We start from the raw sequence: 21,888 nt of genomic DNA on the forward strand, positions 1-21,888 counted from the left end.
TAAAAAATAAATTCTCAAATTATTTTTGGCGGGTTAGATGCAGTAAGATTTCATATTTTTATATTTATTTTGAGTGCATCTTCATCCACTATTATTTTTTGCATGATGAGAAACTTCATATTTGATAACCTGTTATATCACTTCTCTAAACTTCACCAACACATTCAAACCCTGAAACACACCTTAACTGATTTTCTTAATTACGAATTACGAATTACAAATTGGTATTAATCCCTACATATATTAATGTATAAAATAGCGAGTTTTGAATTTATCCATGAATTATGTTTTAGGGATTGATGGCGGCGGTAGTAAGACTGTTTGCGTATTAATGGACGAAACACGCCAAGTTATCAGCCGAGGAAAAGCAGGAGCATCAAATTATCAAAGTATAGGTGTAGATGCAGCACGACAATCTATTGAATTTGCAATTATGGCGGCGACAGAGCAAGCCGTAAATATTGCCAAACCAATTAAAATTACAGCAATTTGTTTAGGTTTAGCAGGTGTAGGACGCGCAGAGGATATTGAATTAGTAAAAAGTTTGGTACCAGCATTACAAAATAGTGAATTATTGCCAATTAACTGGGCATTATCTGCATCTAATATTGTAATTTGTCATGATGCTTTAATTGCTTTGGTAGGAGGAATTGGTAACAATGTAGGTATTGTTGCAGCCGCAGGTACAGGTTCCATAGTTTTTGGATGTAATCATCAGGGAATTACCAAGCGCGTTGGTGGTTGGGGATATCTTCTAGGTGATGAAGGTAGCGCTTATAAAATTGCGATCGCAGGTTTACAGGCAGCATTAAAAGCTTATGATGGCAGTGGAATGCCAACGAGTTTGGTAGATATTTTTAAAGCGTATTTAGAATTGCCTCATTTAGAAGCTTTAGTAGAATTAATCTATCGGCGGGGATGGGGAGTTACAGAAATAGCAGCTTTAGCAGAAATTGTGGATTTAGCAGCAGCTTTAGGCGATAAAGTAGCAAATCAAATTATTGAGGATGCGGTGCAATATTTTGTTAAAGCTACTTCCACAGTAATTGAGCAAATTTTTAGCGATCGCCCAATTTTAGAAGTAGTCACTACAGGAAGTGTATGGCAAGGTAAATCGAAGATGCATGAAAAGTTTACCACATCTCTTGTGCAGCAGTTTCCCAAAGTAAAAGTAATTTTTCCGAAGCATGAGCCTGCTTATGGTGCTGGTTTATTGGCGTTGCGGAAGTTAAGTAGGTAATAGAGATTTGAGCTAAAACAATAAGCCTTTATATATTTACGAGTTTTTACTATAGTGACTGACCATTTGAGCCAGTTACGCTAAAAGTGTTAGCTTCATTCATACTTGTAAAACTATTACTCTAAATACATAAAAACTATGGAATTTACTAAAAATATAAAAACTATTTTTCCTAGTAATACTTTTCAAGTAATTGAAAGCTATAAGAAAATACATCGTAGAAATTCTAATGAACTCAAAACCTCAGAAGAATATAAAGATTTTATAGATTATGTACAAAAGCCATTCATATTTTTATGTGAACGTCTCTATCAAAATCTAAATAAAAATTTAGCTAATGATAATTTTTATTACATAAATGGAGAAGGTCTGAAAGAAGTAAATATTGATTTATTGGTATCTCCTAATACATTTAGCATGAAAAAGTATATAGATAATTTTTCATTATTATATGTATCTATGAATGAAAAAGGGTTAGAAATTACTTTTCATGCATCTGAATTATTATTTAAAATAAATGGCATTCTAGATAAGTTAACTATTCAAAAAAATATTGCCAAAATTCCGTAAATTATATTTTATAAAATATTGTATGAAGGTGGATTTGCTTTACGCTTTAATCAAAACATTGTAGATATACCTGTATCAAAATTAATTAATAAATTTAATGACTGGTTTCAAGAAATAAGACCATTGTTTTTAATGTTGACAAATACTAATACCAGTAGAACGGAAGTATATACATTAAATCAATGTGCTGAAGAAACCGGGTTTTCTACAACAGAAATAAAGCATTGGATCAGTGCAGTTAATCGCAAAGGTCAAGCAATTATATGTGGTTCCCCTGGTATAGGAAAAACTTTTATAGCTGAAAGGCTTGCTCAACAGTTACTCAACGGTGGTTATGGTTTCTTAGAATTAGTACAATTTCACCCAGCATACACATATGAAGACTTCATTCAAGGTATCCGTCCCCACAGTAAAAATGGCAAACTAACATATCCGCTTGTACCCGGACGCTTTTTAGAATTTTGCAAAAAAGCAGAATCTTTTCAAGACACTTGTGTGCTCATCATAGACGAGATAAACCGTGCAAATTTAGCTCAAGTTTTTGGCGAATTGATGTATTTGCTAGAGTATCGCGATAAAGAAATTCCTTTAGCTGGTGGAAATAGTTTTCGCATACCAAGAAATGTCCGCATTATTGGCACAATGAATACAGCAGATAGGTCTATTGCCCTCATAGATCATGCATTACGTCGTCGCTTTGCATTTATTGAACTTCGCTCCAATTATGATGTATTGCGACGTTATCACCAAAAAACAGGTCTTGTAGTAGAGGGATTAATTAAAATTCTACAACAATTAAATCAAGTTATTGCCGATAAAAATTACGAAATTGGTATTTCCTTCTTTTTAACAGATAACCTACGGGAAGATATTGAAGACATCTGGTGTATGGAAATTGAACCTTATTTAGAAGAATACTTTTTTAACCAACCAGAGAAGGTAGAAAATTTTCGCTGGGATCAAATTAAGCAAAGTTTATGGATATAAACCCAGTAAAACACAAAATTATTGAAATAACCGAATATAAAGATAAGCTATTTACCCATCAAGACATACCAGATTTGGTAGGCAAAGAATTATATGATAAATATAAAACGCAAATAGATATAGAATTTCCTAGCTACAAAACAAGAAATCAGTGGCAGCTAAAATCTAAAGGATGGGTTGGTTATATTCCTGTAAATCCTGAATTTGGTTTAAAAATCAATCCCAAAGTTCCTATTAAAAACCTCTTGGGAATGCTGGAATATGCCTATAACTTTAATAATTTTCGATTTCTTGATGGGCTAATGGATTGCGAATCTCTGCAAGAATTTTATAATTATCTAGCTCATTTACTAGCCCAGAAAATTCTAGAGCGATGCCGTAAGGGATTATATCGTACTTACTTACCTAAAACAGAACAGCTTGCCTATGTAAGAGGAAGGCTGGATATACAACAGGTAATTCAAAAGCCTTGGGATGTTAAACTAAAATGCCACTACGAAGAACATACTGCTGATATTGTAGAAAACCAAATTCTTGCTTGGACACTTTATATTATTGGTCACAGTGGTTTTTGTTCAGACAGAGTATCACCAACAGTAAGAAAAGCTTATCACGCTCTCCAAGGATTAGTAACGCCAAAACCTTGTAATGCAGAAGATTGTATTGGTAGACAGTACAATCGCCTCAATGAAGACTATCAAATATTACATATTCTCTGCCGATTCTTTTTAGATAACAGTAGCCCAAGTCATGAAATGGGAAATCATCAAACTTTGCCCTTTCTCGTTGATATGGCACGTTTATACGAACTTTTCGTTGCCGAATGGCTGAAGCAAAATGCACCAACAGGCTATATTTTTAAACAGCAGTATCAAATAAAAGTTGGTCAAAATCGGCAATTCATTTTAGATATTTTACTTTGTGATGCTTCTACTGGCAAAGCATTAGCAGTTTTAGATACTAAATATAAATTTCCTGATCAAGCTGCAAATAGCGATATTCATCAAATGATTAGCTACGCTAACACAACCAATTCTAAACAGGCTTTCTTAGTATATCCGGTAGATTTAAAATAGGCACTAAATATTCACAGTTATGATATTAATGTCCGCAATCTCACTTTTTCATTAGATGATAACCTTGAGAAGGCGGGTCAAAGTTTCTTACAAAAACTATTCTCTACGCTTGTAAAGTGAGTGCTTCTAAAGCTCGACTAAAAAACTATAACTACTCTAAAAATTACACATTTAAATGATTCAATAATTCATACCAATCTGGAAAAAGAATGCGACATATTGTAGGGGCAAGGCAATGCCTTGTCCTCTAGAATATATTGATGTTTCACAAACATTATTGGAATTGGTATCACTTTGCGATCGCACTCTTGTTCATATCATGTTTCGTTGGGGAATACTATAAGTAGTCAAAGAGCACTTATTACAAATTATGACGCAAAATTCAGACATGAAATTCCGATGCAGATGAGAAACTGATGTGCGATCGCAGCTGCTATGCTCTTCATAGTCGGTGGCATTACATTGTATGGGCATAAACTAGCCCAAAATCGCTCAAGGAAGCGAGTTTGTAATTCAAATCCCCATTCAACAAAAAGTTCGTGAAGTGGTATCACTATAATCCAAAATCCAAAATTAGTAAAAGGGATAGATGACACGCTTGCGAATCACCTATCCCTAAATAGCTGCCCAGATGACGAACCTGGAAACCTATAATCAGGTATCTAATAACCCAAGTATCAGCCGAGAAATGTCTGATGTCATTGGGATAGATACTGATTTAGAAGAGATTTGTGAATAAATACTACAAGTTTTAGATGAGGATGCTAGGCTATGAATTTTTTCTGATATCAGGCTGAGGATGGGGAAGTAATTATTTCTTTCAGGAAGAGTTAACTTTTAGACTAGTTAAAGTTATGGTGGTATCGAATAAATTAAAAGCAACTATTGCCTAAAGTTAGTAATATGAGGCTATGCTACCCCTCAATCTCTATATTTACCTTTTGTATATGCCTGGGTTTGTACCAGAGTCCCGCGCAGTCTGCGATACCTGAGTTAAACCCAAAAATATTGATACTGGCACAAACCAGTACCCCAAAACTTGACCCACCAATGCTCCAACCCGGTAGTACAGGCCCGGATGTGCAGACTTTGCAAACCCAATTAAAAGAGTTGGGATATTACAATGGTGCGGTTAATGGGCAGTTCACAGAACCTACAAAAATCGCTGTATCTCAATTTCAAACAGCACAGGGTTTGCTAGCAGACGGTATTGTTGGCAGTACAACTTGGAAAAAGCTGCAAGCAGCTATTGCTGCTAAACAACCAATAATTACCGCTCCTGTACCTACTTCCAAACCCCGTGTTGAACCTCAGCCTAGCAAAAAAAATCTGATTTGGTGGTCAGTATTAGGACTAGGAACTTTAGGAAATCTTGTAGCAGTGATTTACTGTCTGAAATGGTTGCATCAAGTCAAAAAAATGCAACAATCTCAAGCTGCAAATAGCGAAATCAAAACTGAAGCAGACAGAAACATCAGCATACCGCAGTTACCAGAATCAACCAACAATCCTGTATCTGCGTCTAATTCGCCATCTGCTACAACATCCACACCTAAATTGTTGCCAGCAGAAACAACTTCTCGTTTAGCGAAATTTAGTCTAGTTGACGAATTGATGAACGATTTATACAGCGCTGATCCCGCAAAAAGACACAAGGCGATTTGGGATTTAGGTCAGCAGGGAGATTCACGAGCAATTGAGCCATTGGTAGATTTGATTATCGATGCGGATTCCCAGCAGCACAGTTTAATTTTGTCAGCTTTAGGGGAAATAGCTATTCGCACCTTCAAACCTATCAACCGTGCTTTAGCAATCTCAATGCAAAATCAAAATCCCCAAGTCCGGCAAAATGCTATCCGTGACTTAACTCGCGTATATGACATGATGTCTCAAATTACCCCCATCCTACGCCATGCGCTAGAAGATGCCGATCCAGAAGTCCAGTCAACAGCAAGGTATGCACTGAACCAACTGAATCGCATTCGTGTTTTATCAGAGCAAGAGAGTTTACCAGAACAGAGGGAGAAGGATGGTTAGGGGATTGGGGAACTCGGGGCCCCCTCTGGGGATAAGGGGTAATGGGGACTGGGGACTGGGGATTGGGGATTGGGGACTGGGGAACTTGGGGCCCCCTCTGGGGATAAGGGGTAATGGGGACTGGGGACTGGGTATTGGGAAAAAGCAGGGGAGCAGGGAGCAGGGGGAAAAATAACAAACACCAATTACCCATGCCCCATGCCCCATGCCCCATGCCCCATGCCCTATGCCCTATGCCCTATGCCCCATACCCCACCTATAAATATTTCAAATTTATTTTAATTTCGGTGTTGGGGCCTGCTAAAACAATTGCTGCATCGCCAAATTTAGGTGCGCTGGTGCGGATTTCTGGATTTTTGGAAAATCCAAAGCCTTCAGTTGGTATTCCCAAGCTATTGCGATTGAGAACTAAGTCCTTATTTTGGTCGTGCATGACTGCAACGGCGTAACTCCCGGCTTTGAGATTCTCAAAAGTGAGCTTTACAGGAATGTCAGTAATATTGGTACACTGCTTTTGAATGACGCGATCGCGTTGATTGGGAAATCCTTGACTATTGGCAAAAATACTGGCGCAAATTTGCCCTTGTTTATTTTTTAAGCCATCAATTTCTACTGTTAGGTTGCCGTTGAAATTGGCTCTGGCGCTGAAAGACCAAGCTAAATTTCCCACTACTGCTAAGAGCAGCATACTCACTTTCATTCCTTTGAGCATAAAATTATTTTTGGCGAAAACAAATAAAAGTCTCATCTTTAGATTACCTTGTTATCTCTACAAAGTTAGTAATTTTTATTACTAGTAAATAAGTTATTTATGCAAGCAAAAATTTTACCCCCGGCGCTCAAACCAGGTGATTTACTGCGTGTTATTGCTCCTAGTGGTGCTTTGCGAGAATTTGAGGCATTCAACAAGAGTATCGAAATTTGGCGATCGCGTGGCTATAAAGTGGAAGTCCCGGCAACAATCGGTGATAAATTGGGTTATTTAGCAGGAAAAGACGATCAACGTCGCACTCAACTAGCATCTGCATGGGAAGATCCTAATTGCCGAGGTATTCTCTGCGCTAGAGGCGGTTTTGGTAGCACCCGAGTTTTAGAAGATTGGCATTGGCAAGCTGGATTATCGCCTCTGCAAAATCCTAAGTGGTTAATTGGCTTTTCCGATATCACGGCGCTGTTATGGAGTCTTTACAACGAAGGGATTGCTAGTGTTCATGGCCCTGTATTAACCACTCTCGCTAAAGAGCCAGATTGGTCAATTGAGCGGTTTTTCAATTTGCTGGAAGGTCGTCCCTTAGAACCGCTCAAGGGTAATGGTTGGGGTGGCGGTATAGCTACGGGGATTTTACTACCTGGTAATCTTACGGTGGCAACTCATCTTTTTGCTACTGCCTTTAAACCCAATTTCGATGGTGTCATTTTGGGATTTGAGGATGTTTCGGAAGCACCTTATCGCATTGACCGGATGTTAACGCAATGGCGGTTAAGCGGTGCTTTATCAAAAGTTAAGGGAATTGCCTTGGGTAATTTTACTGGCTGTGAACCGCCAGCAAATGTACCGAGTTTTAGCGTTGAGGAAGTACTGCGCGATCGCTTAGGTGATTTGGGGATTCCAATTGTGGCTGACTTACCCTTTGGTCACGATAGTTGTAATGCGGCTTTGCCAGTGGGTGCCTTAGTAACTTTAGATGCTGACCAGGGAATATTAGCTATTAACAATTAACTATGAATTGGAGTACTGATAAATAGGGATTGAGATAAGCGGTTACGCATATTTCTCGCTCAGGTAGTCAAAATTCAAGAGTCCAAAGTCCAAGCTAGCCTTTGACCCTGGAACGCCAGTTCACTCAACGGAGGGAACCTCCGCACGTGACTGGCTCCTCTTGACCCTTGACGACCCTAACACCAGAATATTTGATCTAGACGCGTATCAGCTTAGATTCTGGTTTTAATATTTGATGATTTTATGAAATCCGAAATCAGTGTTATTACCCTGAGCAGAGAGTATTTTTTAATGCTACCCTAACAACAGTTGTCAGCGCTTCTACCCTCTAATGTTTCGGTTATTTAAAAAAAGCCAATGGTACCTTGATCATTGGCTTTACCTAAAGATTAGCGTTCACCACTTCAATTACTCTATAATCCCCTTGCTGCATTGTGGCAGATAAGGGTTTTTTCACGCTGACCAAAAATCAACAGCGTTGTATCCCAGTTCAGCTAGCATATGGCGCAGCAAGGGTAAACTCAGGCCGATGACGTTGCTGTGACAACCTGCAATTTTTTCTACAAAGAAGCTACCAAAACCTTCTATTGCAAAAGCACCAGCACATTTGAGCGGTTCACCTGTAGCGACATAAGCTTGAATATCGCGATCGCTCATTTTACCAAAGTAAACTCTAGTTACTTGGCATTTAACTACGGTGAGGTTTTGAGTTAAATCAATTAAGCTATGGCCGGTATACAAATCACCAAAGCTACCTTGCATAATTTTCCACCGTGCGATCGCTTCCTCAACATTGGCTGGTTTACCATGAATCTCTCCATTCAAAGCCAATACTGAATCACAACCCATAATTAAAGCTGATTCAAACTGCGGAACTACGGTTTCCGCCTTTCGCAGAGACAGAGTTTGTACTAATTGATTGGGATCGTTTAACTGGATTTGCGATTCATCAAAGTCGCTAGGGTAAACTATTGGTTCAATCCCAACAGTTTGCAGCAAACGCCGTCGCGCTGGTGAAGCAGAAGCCAGAACAAATTGCGGAATTGTCATAGAGACTTATGAATTATGAATATTAGGGTTGGTGTTAACTGTTGACTGTTGAATGTTAACTGTGAATCGTCAACAGTCAACAACTTGAAGAGGAATAATTTATTTTTTGAAGTTCCCTTGTCAATCAGCAAGAGTCCAAAATTAAAAGTATTTAACTCTGGACTCTCAACTTATGGCGAATATATAAATGCGTAACAGCTTAATAAACTAAGAAAGAATTGACCACATTTTCGATAGCTGATTTGAGTTTTGGCCAGCGTTGTTCAGGAATCGAGGCGTTAAAAGTGAAAACCTTACCACGGCTGACGGCGACACTCGCAATGTTATGCCGTTTTTGTTGATTGGGCAATTTCACCTCATATTCTAAAATGTAATATGTCTTGCCATCAGATTCTTTCTCAAAAGCATTGACTAATTCAGCAGTACGGCCAGAGTCAGCAGGTGCAAGAACAGCTTTACCCAATTTATATCCTACTTCTGTGGGTGTTCCTAGTTCTACTAAAGATTTGCCGTCAGGAACAGGACTTATTACTACTGAGACATTTTCACTGAATTCAATCAAATCATGAAATACCACATCAGGGCCGTTGGCTACTTTAACTTGCACCCAGCCGTTCGGATATGAGAACTCATAGCCATTAGAAGTATTGACAAAGCTTTTAACTCCCGCAGCCGCAGCTACATCAGGATTACTCAGGCTGAAGGTTAATACCAATAGCAAAATGAATGCAATTCGTTTCCACATTTTTTATAAATTCCTTTGGCCTGGCAGCAAAATAAGCCAAGCACAGTTTCTCATTGTCCCATCAACAGGGACGCTTAAGGCAATACACAATCTAGTGAAGTTGCTTGTAACGTCTGCTTTTATACTTTATTCATTCTGAGACTAAATAATCTATGTTGATCAGTAATGAATTGCGCTGGTTTTATCCTGGTAAACTTCCAGAAAATATGCAGTTGTGGTTTCAACAGCATTGTTTGGTGAACCCATCACAGCTACCAGAAGCAAGGGAAGATGTCTATCTCTATTCGCCAGGATGTGATTATTTGGGAATTAAATTGCGTCAGAGAAGGCTGGAGGTGAAATGGCGACAAGCAGAACTTGGTGTGATGTCTTTTGGCGATTTAATTACAGGTAAGGCTGAAAAATGGGGTAAATGGCTGTGTGAAGATGCAAATGCAGAAAGTTTTCAACCATCAATGGTGTTAGGTAACCCTGTATGGGTGAGTGTCAAGAAAGTACGTTATTCCCAACTTTTTCAAGTCTTTGCTGATTATGCGATCCAACCTGTTACCACTAAAGAACCTCTGGATAATGGTTGTAGTGTAGAAATTACTAATTTAGTAGTTGCAGAAAATGTTTGGTGGAGTATTGCTTTTGAAGCTTTTGGCGAAGATAGCTGTATTCGGGAAAATCTGCAAGCTACAGCTAAATGGGTATTTCATACCGATCGCAATTTTCCATTAGCCATCGCCAATTCTTACGCTTACCCTCATTGGCTAGAAGTGATCTCCCATTCCTAAACTAAGCCAGAACGCAGCGCTACAACTGCAGCTTGCACGCGATCATCTACTGCTAATTTATTCATAATCCCCCGGACGTGAGTTTTTACGGTATTGGGACTGAGATAAAGCTTTTCGGCAATTTCTGGGTTACTCAATCCTTCTACCATCAGTTTTAATACTTCTAACTCTCTCCCAGACAGGTTAGCGGCGTTTCCCTTAACTGCGGGGGGACGAAGATGTTCAATGACTCGCCGTGCAATTTGCGGATCGAGATAAGTTGCGCCATCAACAGCAGCTGCGATCGCACTCAATAATCGTTCGACACTGGCACCTTTGATACAATAGGCATCGGCCCCACTAGACAGCGCTGCAATAATTTCTGTCTCTGTTTGATGGGATGTCAGCATCACTACATGAATATCAGGTAATGCTGCTTTGATTTGCTGTGTCGCCGCAATCCCATCTAATCGCGGTAACCCAATATCCATAACTACCAAATCAGGTTTGAGTTTAAGTGCTGCTTGTACACCTAAATAGCCATCTTCCGCTTGTCCAACTATCTCCAATTGGGGATGAACCATCAATGACTGTTCTAATCCCAGTTGCATCATCGGATCATCTTCCACAATCAAGACTCGCAACGGCGGCGCATCGGTTGGTAGATTTAAGAAATAGCCATTATCTGGAGACATTGCGATCGCTCATACCATTTTGGATTTTGCGGAAAGTTGCGTGGGCGGGTTTCCCGGCATAAGCAAAGTGGTGAATTCGTTCGCTGAAAGCGTTCCCGCAGGGTAGGAGGGTTCCCCCCGTTGAGGAGGCAGTGCGCCCTTGCGGTTCCCCGACTTGTAGCAAATGCCGTCAAACTTTCCAAGACAGATTATTAGATTTTAGATTTTGGATTACAAACCAGTTTGTGGGTAACGATATTACCACTTAGCGATTAAAAGAAGGGAAAGGGAGAATGGGTAATGGGTAATTGGTAATCGAAATTTATCTGATTGTCTCCCTCATCTTCCTCATCTCCCTCATCTCCCCCGTCCCCCTAACCTCTACCTAGAAAGCAAATCCCTTACTCTTCCACTCGATATCCTAACTCTGCTAAACTGACGCGAGACTGCCGCCATTTGGGTTGCACTTTCACGAACAATTCTAGGTAAACTTTCCCAGCAATTAATTTTTGAATTTGTTCGCGAGCTGCGCTACCAATGGATTTGAGCATTGATCCACCTTTGCCAATCAGAATTCCTTTTTGAGAATCCCTTTCAACATTGATGGTGGCGAGTACGCGGGTAATGCTGGGAGTTTCTTCTACCAGATCAATGGCGATCGCTACTGAATGGGGAACTTCTTCACGAGTTAATAACAAAATTTGCTCGCGGATTAATTCGCCCATAATAAAGCGTTCTGGCTGGTCAGTTACCAAGTCAGGGGGATAATAATATGGCCCTGTCTCTAAATGTTCGATTAATAAATTTTGCAGTTGCGGCAATCCCTCGCTAGTCTTGGCAGAAAATTTCACTGTTTGCCATTTATAAGACTCAGCCAAGTGTGTATAACTATCATCTATCAACTGGGAATTTGTGGCTTGTTGGTCGATTTTATTCAAACCTAAAATTACTGGGGTTTGACTACGACTCAGTAACTCCGCAATAAAGCGATCGCCTGCGCCACAAGCCACAGATGCATCTACTACAAATAGCACTACATCCACAGACTCAATGGCTATTTTGGCATTTTTCACCAGCACTTCCCCTAATTGATGATGGGGTTTATGAATTCCTGGTGTGTCTACAAAAATTAGCTGTGCTTCTGGGGTGGTTAAAATTCCTCTTAACCGATTTCTTGTGGTTTGTGCTACTGGAGATGTAATGGCAACTTTTTGTCCTACTAACTGATTCATTAAAGTAGATTTACCGACATTAGGGCGACCGATAATGCCGATGAATCCCGATTTAAATTCAGGAGGAGCTTGGGGAATCGATACTTCTCCTGAAAAAGAGAAGATGTGATTATCAATACTAGTCACCTTTAGCTCCACCGTCATAGTTGATTGTTGGGATAGATTGTTTTTTCAGCGAGATACATAACAAACATAGAGATCACCCTGGCACTTTTTGGTGATTGCCTTTGCTTAAGTTTAATCTACTACTAAATATATTGTGTTCGCACACCAAAATCAGGAAATGGCATCACAGCTAGTTAGATAAACTCTCTTTCTTTTAGGGTATTGATTTAATGATAACACTGTGCTGCAATTGCCTGGTTTTTTGACTATAATACCTAAAAATAGTGATTCTTGGGAGTTGAGCAACATAGTATTCCTGCTTCTATCCCGATAGGTCAAAGAAGTGCGATCGCCTGAGGTTTCCATACTCAGAATAAGAAATATGGCTGAGATTTTTAGTTTTAGGTAGTCAACCTCAGAGACTTCCAATCAATAAAAATATCCGATTTTTTAACTAAGCTAGTAACCTAGATAACATAGCTACTTATTGTAATTAGGTGATATACAATTGCTGACTAATATTCTCAAGAATTGATTTTTTAGCACTTCCTAATTACATAGTAATCAATGAATTGCAGCTTTTAATCATAGAACTATCCTAGTTTTAGAATCAATAATGCAAATAGATAATTATCTAAAAATTAATAAGTCGTTTTGTTAATTTACTTTTTGTAGTAAAACCCAAAATTTTATAGCTTCAGCCTATAGTCTTGCTGGCAATGTTTCATTAGCTACTGATGGCAATTGACAAGCACATCATTTTAAAGAAAGAATTAATTTTTTATAAAGTTTTAGCAAATTTTTCTTTAATCGTAGTTAGATAATTGTGTCGGACGACCTCTTTATTGATATGAAGTTGAGATTTAGTAAGAGTTACTAAATCATCAGCTTCTTTCTGATTGACTACGTGACTTTGATTAATTAATTCAACAAAGCTAAAAAGCGGCGGATTAACCCAATAGTCACTGCTGGTAGTTCTAGCTGTGGTGTTAACCCCACATCTTCTAGTGGTTGAAAAAATTTGATTGCTTGGGGATTCATCTCAGCGAAGCGATGTCCAATTTCTGGCCCAGTAAATTGCGATTTTTGTCCCCAAATAATGGCTGTCGGTGTGGTTAGCTGCTGAATAAACAGTGATAAATCAAAGCACAAATCGCCACGGACAAAAGATAGCGCTGCATATTCAGCATTGGGTTGCTGTGCAGATTGCAAATAAGCATCAACTATTTCTTGATATACCCGGTTAGGTTGGGCAAATTGTCTTTGCTCTAAAAAACTCCGAATACCGTTGCTAGTCGCTATTCCTGTACTGTACAGCAAACGGTCAAAAACAGGAATACTAACTAACTGAGCAAAGAAACTGCGAGAGTAGTCTTCGCCAAAATCACCCAGTCCGGCGGGAGTTGTGAGAATCAGCGACTTGAATAAATCAGGATGAGCGATCGCAACTCGAATTGTCATCGCTGCTGTGAGGGAAGATGCGATCGCAGTCACAGGGCCCGTACAAGTCTGCTGGATAAACTCCCCAATTGTATTCAAATAATCTCCAATCTGATAATTCCGAGCTAAATGCTCAGATCTACCCCAACCGAGTAAGTCTGGTGCGATTACTCGGTACTCACTCGCAAAAGCCGGGTATACTTTTGACCACTCATAAGCAGAAGATCCACCACCAAAGCCATGAAGAAACAACAAAGTTTCTTTTTCATCTTTTGCAGTCAAATCATCCTGCCAGAGAGAACCAGTGTTTGTATAGTACACTATCCTACCGAGTGAGGTAATAATCGAACGTTGCTCAAATCCTAGTGGTTGAAACATAAGTATATTTTATTTAATGTCGTGTTTGCTTGGTCTAGATGACAGCCTGGTCTCTATAGAGTATTTATACTAAGTTGTGTTCAGAGATAGGATCGAGAAATCAATATGTGATGAACTTAAATTCTGCTGTTCATTTGCTCTTTGATTTCTCGATCCCCTAGGGTCTATCTCAGAGCGCAACTTTGTTTTACCCGTTGGCTGTAAACTTTCTACTATTATCAGTGAATTTACTATTCTGAGACTTCATACTAACGTCAGATTAAGTAGATGTAAAATTGCTGTAGTGTCTGTAAAGATATTGTGTTTTTTTTACACAAGTATTGCATGATTTTTCCTTGTGTTTAGCGCCCGATAAGGATTTTAGTCAGTAGCTAAGATAACTGAGATCGGAATTCTCGTGAGAATTTTGTATGGTAATCTATCAGAAAGATTACGGATAAATCAGAGCGTCAAGATGATCATCAAAACGCCAATCAAAAACCACTATTAATTCTAGTTTTGTACTTAGAAACAATAGATGTTGATGAAATTACTAAATTAATTTTCTATAAGTAACTGTAAAGTGGGGAGTCATGGTCAAGGAGGCTATTCAATCAGATACAATACCGAGGTTTAAAGACACTGGATTGAACCTGGAGAACTTTCATCTCCAAAACCAAGTGATAATTTCCGAGTGGCAAGGTCAAGTCGAAGCAGTAGCGGATACTACGCAGGAAAATTCACAGAACTGTATCTGTTTAAACTTTGAAGGCTTAAAATGTTTTGAACCAGTAGAGCGCCAGTATGAGTCCTTGGGCGTAATTTTTCATGAATGTTTAGCAATTCAACCATCAAATCCAGCCTTTCCCACCCACTCAGGCTCGATAGTATTGATGGGATCGCCTCAAACTGAATTGTTAGAAGTCACTTTTTTACGTCCTGTGAAGCAAGTCAGCGCCTTGGTAACCAGTTCACAGCGCCTAGTACTTTCAGCTTACGGACGCGATCGCCAACTACTTGCCCAAACAGTTTTACCAATGGCGAATCTAGCTAATTCTGACTCCGCAATTACCCCCAACGCCCAATTATCCGTAGCCGCAAATGAGATTTATTCGGTGACATTCAGCGTTTTTAATGGCTTATTCACTCTAGATAACTTTCGTTTTTGTGCTTAAAACAGTCTCAAAACTCCATAACTAAATCACTCTGCTTTACCGAAGTTCAGGTATTCTTAATAGGGTATTATTGATTCTCAATTCAGCCCCAGGTAAATGAAAAATCACCGAACATTAAGGGCGGAGTAGAAAATTTCACCCTTTGTTTGAGTTTTTGGTCAGCCCTTAACTTGGGGAAACCCACGCTTCTGGCATCGGCATTGGAGTTTATCAAACTATAAACTTAACTAATAGCTATGCCGTAAGCAGCTTGGGTGTCTGCATTCTTCCCTGATATGGGGTAAAACTTATAAACTAAACAATCTTGTAATTTTAGTAGGTAAACACCGTGGCACAGGCTTCGTCTTCGTGGCAGCAATTGATTAACCAGCTTTCCCACTGGTCGCTTCCAGATCTCAAGACAGGAGCCACAAAGCAGCGAAATTTTCAGCGTTTCTCTGGGCCTGGAGGCGTTTTAGGATTCCTGACAATAGTCGTTGCAATGCTGTTGTGGAACTGGAAGCTGCTGTTAGCCTTGAGTATTGGCATTGGGATCATGTTATCAGTCTACTCCATGCAAAAGTGGGACTGGCAACAACGCTGGTCACAAATGCAGAGGTTTTTCAACGGCCCCAACCGTCGCTTACTCTTGGCAGTCAGTAGTGGTGGAATCGCCACCTTTAGCACTTACATAGCAGCTACAATTTGGTTTGACTCCCATAGTCCTTGGATAGCTGCGGGAGTAATTACCCAAGGTATAGGAACCGTATTAACCTTAATTTTATTAGTCTGCCAAATCGTCAATTTTTATGGCACCACAGACGAAGACTATCTCGATCGCCTGTTGAACAATTTAACAGAACCAGACCCACTAAAGCGCTTAAATGCTATTAGACAACTCACCAAATTAATCACACGCAAGCGCGTTGATGCTTCCGTGCAACAAAATGTAGTGGAATGTTTGCAATTGTTACTCACCAAAGAAGAAGAATCTATCATTCGTGACGCAGCTTTTACAAGTTTGCAAACCTTAGATAACTCCGAAACGCCATCTGGCAAAACACCCCTGTTGATCCCTGTATCTGCAAAAGTTAACAGTCAATTGAAAGTTGAGTAGGGGTTGGAGATTTAAATATTTGCTGAAAGCGTTCCTGCAGGGTAGGGAGGTTTCCTCCGTTGAGTGAACTGGCGTGCAAAAGTCCAAAAAACCTGAATTTTTGACCCTTAAACACCACTTGCTCTACTTGGGCAAACCCCAGACGCTCTTACCTCTCGCAGAGCAGGCTTGACGCTGCGCTATCGCTTTTAGCGTCTCCCCTTGACTGTTGACTCTTCAACCAGAAGATGAGTTTACCAGTTGCGTAAGTCCTGGTGAAGAACGTTGGCGATCGCTGATTTTAGATTTTGGATGAATTTCTTCCCTTTAAGTCATTACCAATTACCCATCCTCAAATTAAATGATGGCAATTTTTGTATTCTTGGTTAAAATATCCTGGAGTCATTTTAATGACAGTCTACTGACTTGATAGCCAGATATGAGATTCAGAAAATCCAAGATTTTCTGGCTGATATCAAAATACAGTATCAATTTACTAGTATTTCTTTTCACCTTTGATTTATCAGTAAGTAGTATGCCAAACAATTCAATATATAGGAGAGCGTAAAACTCATGTTAGGTCAAACTGGATTTGATGCTGGTAGCAACCCTTCATCCAATAGCCGAGTATTTCGTTACGAAGTAGTAGGTTTGCGCCAAACCTCCGAAAGCGACAACAATCAATACGACATTCGGCATAGTGGCAGCGTATTTATCAATGTCCCCTACAATCGCATGAATCAAGAAATGAAACGGATTAGCCGTCTAGGTGGTAAGATTGTCAACATTGAGCCTTTAAATGTAGCGATCGCTCAACCTAGTGCAGTACCTCACCGAGGTGGTGGTAGACGCTAAGAATTGCAAAGAAATGTTACACCAGTTTTTCTCATAATTTTCTGATTGCAGGCTGATTGTGGTAGGTTTGAAAACCATTAATTTCCCTATATTCCCGGTAGTCTGGCACTTGCTAATATCAATTGTTTGACTCTCTAAACCCCTTGCACAGGGCGTTTCAGCATTACTGAACAAATGAATTAAGTTATGTAATGTTTATCAAACCAAATCGAATAATTCTCCCTCTTCTCCTTTATTATTATGATAACTTTGTAAGATTTCATTAAGGAAAGGGAGATTTTGTATTCGTGGCAATTCCTCTTTTAGAATATACCCCTATTTCTCAAAACCAGCGGGTAGCAAGTCTTGAAGTTCCTGGAGATGAGCAACCAAGGACTTTCTCTACTGACAACATACTTTCCGCAACAGATTTAGATGTTCTGATTGAAGCAGCTTATCGTCAGATTTTCTTTCATGCATTTGCTTCCGATCGCGAGCGTTTCCTAGAGTCCCAACTCCGTAACGGTCAGATCACAGTGCGTGACTTCATTCGCGGCTTGTTGCTCTCTAATACTTACAAACGTAGTTTCTACGATCTGAACAGCAACTATCGTTTCGTTGAACAGACAGTACAGCGCGTTCTTGGCCGCGATGTATACAACGAGCGCGAAAAGATTGCTTGGTCAATTGTGGTAGCGACAAAGGGTATTAAAGGCTTTGTTGACGATCTACTAAATTCTGATGAGTACCTCCAAGCTTTTGGCTACGACACCGTACCTTACCAACGTCGTCGGGTACTACCTGGTCGTGTAGCAGGCGAAACACCTTTTAACATCAAGTCTCCTCGCTACGATTCATACCATCGTGCGAAGTTGGGCTTCCCCCAAATCATTTGGCAAACTACCGTTCGTGGCTTTACCCCCCAAGAGAAGAAGCCTACAGCTGGTAACCCTGCTCTCTTCCTTGATATGGCGAAAAGCATCAACGCTAGAGGTAATGCACCTCAGCAGCTCTCAGTACAGAACATTGATATTGAGAAAGCGGTTCCCTATCGCCGTAAATAAGTTGAAATAACAACTTAACCAAAGCGTATGTTGTATTTATATAAAAATACAGCTGTCGTATTTTATATAAATATGACATACGCTATTTTAAGTTTAATTCAGATAAACTATAGCAATTCATGCATTAGTTGCGAAATATAAGTTCGTGTAGGGAATAAGCAATAGTGACAATAGCCAATAATTTTGCCACTCATTCTCAAATCATGAACAACTAAATTTTATATATCTGCTGGAATTGAGAATTTTGAAATTACCTCAAGCACATTCATCATTCTCTTCACTAAATCCTAACTCTAGGAGAGCTTTGCGGATTTTAGCTTTAGAAGGACGGACTTTAGGAACCGCTAACCGCAACTCTCTAGCAGTCTCAAATAAATCTCGCATTAAGATATCTAGGGAAGTATCATCTGCATCTTCCGGTAGCTTCTCAATTCTCGCCTCGTATGCAAGTGTATAAAGCTCCAAGTGATGTTTCCCCATCACTCTCGCAAGTTTCCTCAAAGTTTCCGGCGTAGGACAAGTTCCCTTAAAGCAAGCACCTCTGAGTCGTGGTTGAGGAACACCAGACAAATCCGCCAGACGGTTCATACTGATACCCTGTTCTTCCAAATATTGGAGAATGAATCGTCCTAAGGGGGAGCAATCTTCAGCTTTTATTTGCAACCTTGCTGGCATTGTTCGGTGTCAAGAAAATCCAAATATATACAATATAGCGGACTCCCAAGGATTAAGCATGATATGGCATACAAACCATAATCTTTTTTTCTCCTCCCTGCTTGTTGAAGCGCGATTAATCGCGTCTGTGCTCTGCCTAGCTGCCAAGAAAGAATAGTACATTTTTAGTTGGGAAACCCGCCTAACACGCTGGCTTCCCTTACAATTAACGTATTAAGTATTCAACCTGTAATGACTAATATGTTAATCTTGAGGCTCTTCAGAAATAGGTTCTGATTCTGTTTCAGAGTCGGTTTTGACATCAATTTTAGGTTTAACAGGTTTAGGGCCACGAATTAGAGCAGGATTGACCGGCGGCTTAGTTTCATCTTTAAAAGATCCTTTTTTTCCTTTACCAGATGAGCGATTCCCGCTTGGTTTTGATTTTGGATTAGACTCTCTTGGGGTTACAGAATCCAAATTTTCAGAATTACTATCAGCATTTGCTTGGGACTGACGTTCTGATTTCTTAATTGGGCGTTCTACCATTGTTGATTTTTGTAAATGTATTTTTTATGATACATCAGTTTAAAGATTATCAATTGGTTGAGTATGCTTTTTAGCTTTCGGACTCAATGCAATTGCATAATTCACAAAAATGTAAGATTCTTATTGACTAATTATTGCTGATTTTAACTTTGAGGGTATAGTGCGATCGCCTAAACAAAATCTGTGATTTATCTTTACCTAAGTAACCAAAAAATTGTTGACTGCTCAATTCAAAATGCAAATTTCCCTCAGCTAAAATAGATGTAACTTTCCAAATTAAATTTTAGCAATTGCTGGTGGAGTTGACATCATAACTAAAATTGCATTGCTTGATTAACATAGATTTCAATTGCTGTACCCGCAGGTAAAAACCAAACGTTAGTTCGTTGGCTCATTTGAGAAATTGCTTGCTGATTGCGTTGCACGATTTGGGGAACTACAGTATTTATCCCACCTTCTAAAACTCCGGCTAAGATGTTGCGTTGAGGATTACTATTGCTGACGATAGTACCACCAGCAGTTGTAGTTACAACTTGAGATTCAGTACGGTTAGCTAACTCAGCTGCTTTACCAAGACCACCTAACATAAATAACCCTAGATCCATACTAGCAATCGATGAACCGCTATTAGGAAATCGATTGGCGATTAAGGGTTTACCTTGGGGAGCACGAATGACCAGTGCATTTGCTGATAAACTTCTTTCTGTGATTTGTCCTTGATTTTTTACAATCATTTTGACTACGTTAAGCTGAATCAAACCTTGCTCAGAAATAGAGTTTATTTCAGTTAATAATTCTGTATTTGCAGGAATTGCGATCGCACCATCTGCTGCTTTTAAGGGTTCCTTTAACCTGACTACAAAGATATTATTATCATCGCTATCTTTTGATTTAGTCGTTTCTCCAAATATAGCTGTTGCCAACACAGCTTTAGCATGACTACCAATTGCTAAAGATTTTGGATTTTTTTGTAATCCTTGACCTACTATAGAAGTTTGCTGATTCGGTGTATCTTCTGGCTGATTATTACTTATTTGTTGTTCTTCTTGATGATTATTTTCTTCTACATTCCTGACATTTTGATTAGAATTATTAGCAGCAGCAACCTGTCCATAGCTACCTAACTTTGCTATCTTCTCCCAATCTTGGAGTGGGTTTGGTGTAGAGATTGGAGTTACATTGACTGATGGTTGCACCAATGGTTGAGTTGATGGTTGGCTAATCAGCGGTTGGGGTAATAATGAAGATTGAGCAACAGGTTGTTGAGGATTAGGGTATCTAACCATGCGCTCAACTGTAACTGTCCTGGGTACATAAATTGTTGACCTCGGTGTTGGTATTCTTGTAACTACCATTCGTTCAGATTGAGAAGTATCTGGCTGTGAATTTGATGCAACTGCTCTCATTCTGCCACTTCTTAACTGTTGTTGTGCTGATTTCACAGCTACCGCTTGTTCAGTTAAAGCTAATTTTGTTTTCAGAGTCTCTACTGTTGCTGCTAAACTTTCTTCTCTAGATTCTGGTTTTACCGATGGTTGAACTTCTGGCGAAACAATCTTCTTTTTTGGGGTTTGATTACTACTCATCAATTGTGATAAAAACCCACCAGCAAATAAAACTATCAATAAAGTAACACTACCAACTACACCTACTTTAGCAAAGGGATTTGATGATAGTGATTGCTCAGTTTTCTCTGCTGTTGGTTGAGATGGTAATAACTGTACGTTATCTGATGATTCTAATGATTCTTCCGACTCAGCAGATATTGACTCTACTTCCAAACCTACTAATTGAGCCATCCGTAATTCCCAATCATCAGCGTTTAATGCTAGTGGGTAGTTATCAGATTTAGTATTAGCTAAATTTTCTGAGGAAGTATCGGAAGAAACTAAATGCTGAGTCATATTATCAATCGAGTAATTTAAATTTTCAGGAGATTGTCAGTTTTTAAATTAAATATTTAACCGATTTTAATTTAGTTTGAAGCAATTGAGCAGCTACGAATTGTCATGCAATCAGATAGCTAATAGTGAATTTGTTAAATATTTATATACTCTCAAGGAAATTGCTTTTTAGCTATAATTTTCTCACCAGGTCTATTAAAGCATTTAAAAATTAATCAATTGGTCATTATCTGCACTTTACGCTGATATTCAGCTACCTTATGAGGCTGAAAATGCTCTATAATCTAAAATATTTACTCAGGTTGTTGACTAAAATTAATAGCATTAAACTTAATTATACCAAATCTTGCTGGCAATGAGTTTATAAAATTTCAGCAATTATTGCGTATTGTTGCAATCTCTAGTCAGGAATATTAAGCCTAAATTTATAGAAAATAAAAATTTTAATTTTTATTGAGACAGGGATGAAATAATTAAACATTTAGTTAAGTAGGAAAATTCCACTTGATTAAATATTTTAAAGATTCTGGTTTATACTACTTGATGTTTCCAGGTTGCTTGAACTACAAGCCTATATTTAGGGTTAGCAATGCCATCCTGTAAATAAATATTTATTTACTCTAGCAGAATTTATATCCCGGA

The 21,888-nt window shown here is 39.1% G+C and carries 20 protein-coding genes; 11 read left to right on the forward strand and 9 right to left on the reverse strand.

The annotated features are described in order from the left end of the window. Positions 1 to 277: 277 nt before the first annotated feature. The 5 genes from HGR01_RS11530 to HGR01_RS11550 all read left to right on the forward strand — a co-directional run bounded on the left by HGR01_RS11530 (position 278) and on the right by HGR01_RS11550 (position 5,910). Positions 278 to 1,240: an N-acetylglucosamine kinase gene (locus HGR01_RS11530; protein WP_045871419.1), complete on the forward strand. Its 963-nt coding sequence runs from the start codon at positions 278 to 280 to the stop codon at positions 1,238 to 1,240. A 138-nt stretch (positions 1,241 to 1,378) separates the two neighbouring features. Then, positions 1,379 to 1,810 carry a hypothetical protein gene (locus tag HGR01_RS11535; RefSeq protein WP_045871420.1) on the forward strand — a complete coding sequence of 144 codons (432 nt, stop codon included), beginning with the start codon at positions 1,379 to 1,381 and terminating at the stop codon, positions 1,808 to 1,810. A gap of 132 nt (positions 1,811 to 1,942) precedes the next feature. Beyond that, positions 1,943 to 2,797 (forward strand): McrB family protein, encoded by an 855-nt coding sequence (locus HGR01_RS11540; RefSeq protein WP_081584065.1) that lies wholly within the window; start codon positions 1,943 to 1,945, stop codon positions 2,795 to 2,797. Then, positions 2,788 to 3,873: an McrC family protein gene (locus HGR01_RS11545; RefSeq protein ID WP_228045572.1), complete on the forward strand. Its 1,086-nt coding sequence runs from the start codon at positions 2,788 to 2,790 to the stop codon at positions 3,871 to 3,873. The genes HGR01_RS11540 and HGR01_RS11545 overlap by 10 nt, the downstream gene beginning before the upstream one ends. Before the next feature lie 1,008 nt (positions 3,874 to 4,881). Beyond that, on the forward strand, positions 4,882 to 5,910 hold the full coding sequence (locus HGR01_RS11550) for a peptidoglycan-binding protein (protein WP_309227695.1): 1,029 nt from the start codon (positions 4,882 to 4,884) through the stop codon (positions 5,908 to 5,910). Positions 5,911 to 6,166: 256 nt separating this feature from the next. On the opposite strand, the gene HGR01_RS11555 is transcribed toward HGR01_RS11550, so the two are convergent. Next, positions 6,167 to 6,622 (reverse strand): DUF2141 domain-containing protein, encoded by a 456-nt coding sequence (locus HGR01_RS11555; protein ID WP_045871747.1) that lies wholly within the window; start codon positions 6,620 to 6,622, stop codon positions 6,167 to 6,169. Positions 6,623 to 6,721: 99 nt separating this feature from the next. Between HGR01_RS11555 and HGR01_RS11560 the strand changes: the two genes are divergently transcribed. After that, positions 6,722 to 7,630, forward strand: coding sequence for a S66 peptidase family protein (locus HGR01_RS11560; RefSeq protein ID WP_045871423.1), 909 nt, complete (start codon positions 6,722 to 6,724; stop codon positions 7,628 to 7,630). Between the two features lie 453 nt (positions 7,631 to 8,083). On the opposite strand, the gene HGR01_RS11565 is transcribed toward HGR01_RS11560, so the two are convergent. Both HGR01_RS11565 and psbP read right to left on the reverse strand, forming a co-directional pair. Further along, positions 8,084 to 8,680, reverse strand: a complete 597-nt coding sequence (locus HGR01_RS11565; protein ID WP_045871424.1) for a Maf family protein — start codon at positions 8,678 to 8,680, stop codon at positions 8,084 to 8,086. A gap of 199 nt (positions 8,681 to 8,879) precedes the next feature. Then, positions 8,880 to 9,425, reverse strand: a complete 546-nt coding sequence (psbP, locus tag HGR01_RS11570; RefSeq protein WP_045871425.1) for a photosystem II reaction center PsbP — start codon at positions 9,423 to 9,425, stop codon at positions 8,880 to 8,882. A 152-nt stretch (positions 9,426 to 9,577) separates the two neighbouring features. On the opposite strand from psbP, the gene HGR01_RS11575 reads away from it, so the two are divergent. Then, a complete protein-coding gene (locus HGR01_RS11575) occupies positions 9,578 to 10,204 on the forward strand; it encodes a hypothetical protein (RefSeq protein WP_045871426.1) in 627 nt (208 codons plus the stop codon). On the opposite strand, the gene HGR01_RS11580 is transcribed toward HGR01_RS11575, so the two are convergent. The 3 genes from HGR01_RS11580 to HGR01_RS11590 form a co-directional block, all read right to left on the reverse strand. Then, the gene (locus HGR01_RS11580) at positions 10,201 to 10,878 is read right to left on the reverse strand and encodes a response regulator (protein WP_045871427.1); all 678 of its coding nucleotides are present in this window, start codon (positions 10,876 to 10,878) and stop codon (positions 10,201 to 10,203) included. The genes HGR01_RS11575 and HGR01_RS11580 overlap by 4 nt on opposite strands. Before the next feature lie 380 nt (positions 10,879 to 11,258). Then, positions 11,259 to 12,233: a GTPase Era gene (gene era, locus HGR01_RS11585; RefSeq protein WP_045871428.1), complete on the reverse strand. Its 975-nt coding sequence runs from the start codon at positions 12,231 to 12,233 to the stop codon at positions 11,259 to 11,261. Positions 12,234 to 13,115: 882 nt separating this feature from the next. Next, complete coding sequence (locus tag HGR01_RS11590) at positions 13,116 to 14,012, reverse strand: alpha/beta fold hydrolase (protein WP_045871429.1); 897 nt, start codon at positions 14,010 to 14,012, stop codon at positions 13,116 to 13,118. A gap of 572 nt (positions 14,013 to 14,584) precedes the next feature. Here HGR01_RS11590 and HGR01_RS11595 point away from each other — a divergent pair. The 4 genes from HGR01_RS11595 to HGR01_RS11610 all read left to right on the forward strand — a co-directional run bounded on the left by HGR01_RS11595 (position 14,585) and on the right by HGR01_RS11610 (position 18,139). After that, positions 14,585 to 15,166 carry a hypothetical protein gene (locus tag HGR01_RS11595; protein WP_045871430.1) on the forward strand — a complete coding sequence of 194 codons (582 nt, stop codon included), beginning with the start codon at positions 14,585 to 14,587 and terminating at the stop codon, positions 15,164 to 15,166. Between the two features lie 328 nt (positions 15,167 to 15,494). Further along, a complete protein-coding gene (locus HGR01_RS11600; RefSeq protein WP_045871431.1) occupies positions 15,495 to 16,262 on the forward strand; it encodes a hypothetical protein in 768 nt (255 codons plus the stop codon). Between the two features lie 552 nt (positions 16,263 to 16,814). Next, the gene (locus HGR01_RS11605; RefSeq protein ID WP_045871432.1) at positions 16,815 to 17,096 is read left to right on the forward strand and encodes a phycobilisome linker polypeptide; all 282 of its coding nucleotides are present in this window, start codon (positions 16,815 to 16,817) and stop codon (positions 17,094 to 17,096) included. Positions 17,097 to 17,383: 287 nt separating this feature from the next. Continuing rightward, positions 17,384 to 18,139 carry a phycobilisome rod-core linker polypeptide gene (locus tag HGR01_RS11610; RefSeq protein WP_045871433.1) on the forward strand — a complete coding sequence of 252 codons (756 nt, stop codon included), beginning with the start codon at positions 17,384 to 17,386 and terminating at the stop codon, positions 18,137 to 18,139. A 255-nt stretch (positions 18,140 to 18,394) separates the two neighbouring features. On the opposite strand, the gene HGR01_RS11615 is transcribed toward HGR01_RS11610, so the two are convergent. The 3 genes from HGR01_RS11615 to HGR01_RS11625 form a co-directional block, all read right to left on the reverse strand. Further along, positions 18,395 to 18,814 (reverse strand): helix-turn-helix domain-containing protein, encoded by a 420-nt coding sequence (locus HGR01_RS11615; protein WP_045871434.1) that lies wholly within the window; start codon positions 18,812 to 18,814, stop codon positions 18,395 to 18,397. A 243-nt stretch (positions 18,815 to 19,057) separates the two neighbouring features. Then, on the reverse strand, positions 19,058 to 19,342 hold the full coding sequence (locus HGR01_RS11620; protein WP_045871435.1) for a hypothetical protein: 285 nt from the start codon (positions 19,340 to 19,342) through the stop codon (positions 19,058 to 19,060). A 314-nt stretch (positions 19,343 to 19,656) separates the two neighbouring features. After that, positions 19,657 to 21,246 carry a TrbI/VirB10 family protein gene (locus HGR01_RS11625; protein ID WP_045871436.1) on the reverse strand — a complete coding sequence of 530 codons (1,590 nt, stop codon included), beginning with the start codon at positions 21,244 to 21,246 and terminating at the stop codon, positions 19,657 to 19,659. Positions 21,247 to 21,888: the final 642 nt, after the last annotated feature.

The sequence above is a fragment of the Tolypothrix sp. PCC 7712 genome, assembly GCF_025860405.1.
Taxonomy (GTDB): Bacteria; Cyanobacteriota; Cyanobacteriia; order Cyanobacteriales; family Nostocaceae; genus Aulosira; species Aulosira diplosiphon.

Excerpts from the sequence above, each read along its gene's own strand:
- HGR01_RS11545 (WP_228045572.1), top strand. The coding sequence starts at position 2,788 with ATGGATATAAACCCAGTAAAACACAAAATTATTGAAATAACCGAATAT.
- psbP (WP_045871425.1), bottom strand. The coding sequence starts at position 9,425 with ATGTGGAAACGAATTGCATTCATTTTGCTATTGGTATTAACCTTCAGC.
- HGR01_RS11590 (WP_045871429.1), bottom strand. The coding sequence starts at position 14,012 with ATGTTTCAACCACTAGGATTTGAGCAACGTTCGATTATTACCTCACTC.
- HGR01_RS11560 (WP_045871423.1), top strand. The coding sequence starts at position 6,722 with ATGCAAGCAAAAATTTTACCCCCGGCGCTCAAACCAGGTGATTTACTG.
- era (WP_045871428.1), bottom strand. The coding sequence starts at position 12,233 with ATGACGGTGGAGCTAAAGGTGACTAGTATTGATAATCACATCTTCTCT.
- HGR01_RS11535 (WP_045871420.1), top strand. The coding sequence starts at position 1,379 with ATGGAATTTACTAAAAATATAAAAACTATTTTTCCTAGTAATACTTTT.
- HGR01_RS11580 (WP_045871427.1), bottom strand. The coding sequence starts at position 10,878 with ATGTCTCCAGATAATGGCTATTTCTTAAATCTACCAACCGATGCGCCG.
- HGR01_RS11565 (WP_045871424.1), bottom strand. The coding sequence starts at position 8,680 with ATGACAATTCCGCAATTTGTTCTGGCTTCTGCTTCACCAGCGCGACGG.
- HGR01_RS11530 (WP_045871419.1), top strand. The coding sequence starts at position 278 with ATGAATTATGTTTTAGGGATTGATGGCGGCGGTAGTAAGACTGTTTGC.
- HGR01_RS11615 (WP_045871434.1), bottom strand. The coding sequence starts at position 18,814 with ATGCCAGCAAGGTTGCAAATAAAAGCTGAAGATTGCTCCCCCTTAGGA.
- HGR01_RS11605 (WP_045871432.1), top strand. The coding sequence starts at position 16,815 with ATGTTAGGTCAAACTGGATTTGATGCTGGTAGCAACCCTTCATCCAAT.
- HGR01_RS11575 (WP_045871426.1), top strand. The coding sequence starts at position 9,578 with ATGTTGATCAGTAATGAATTGCGCTGGTTTTATCCTGGTAAACTTCCA.
- HGR01_RS11625 (WP_045871436.1), bottom strand. The coding sequence starts at position 21,246 with ATGACTCAGCATTTAGTTTCTTCCGATACTTCCTCAGAAAATTTAGCT.
- HGR01_RS11620 (WP_045871435.1), bottom strand. The coding sequence starts at position 19,342 with ATGGTAGAACGCCCAATTAAGAAATCAGAACGTCAGTCCCAAGCAAAT.
- HGR01_RS11595 (WP_045871430.1), top strand. The coding sequence starts at position 14,585 with ATGGTCAAGGAGGCTATTCAATCAGATACAATACCGAGGTTTAAAGAC.
- HGR01_RS11555 (WP_045871747.1), bottom strand. The coding sequence starts at position 6,622 with ATGCTCAAAGGAATGAAAGTGAGTATGCTGCTCTTAGCAGTAGTGGGA.
- HGR01_RS11540 (WP_081584065.1), top strand. The coding sequence starts at position 1,943 with ATGTTGACAAATACTAATACCAGTAGAACGGAAGTATATACATTAAAT.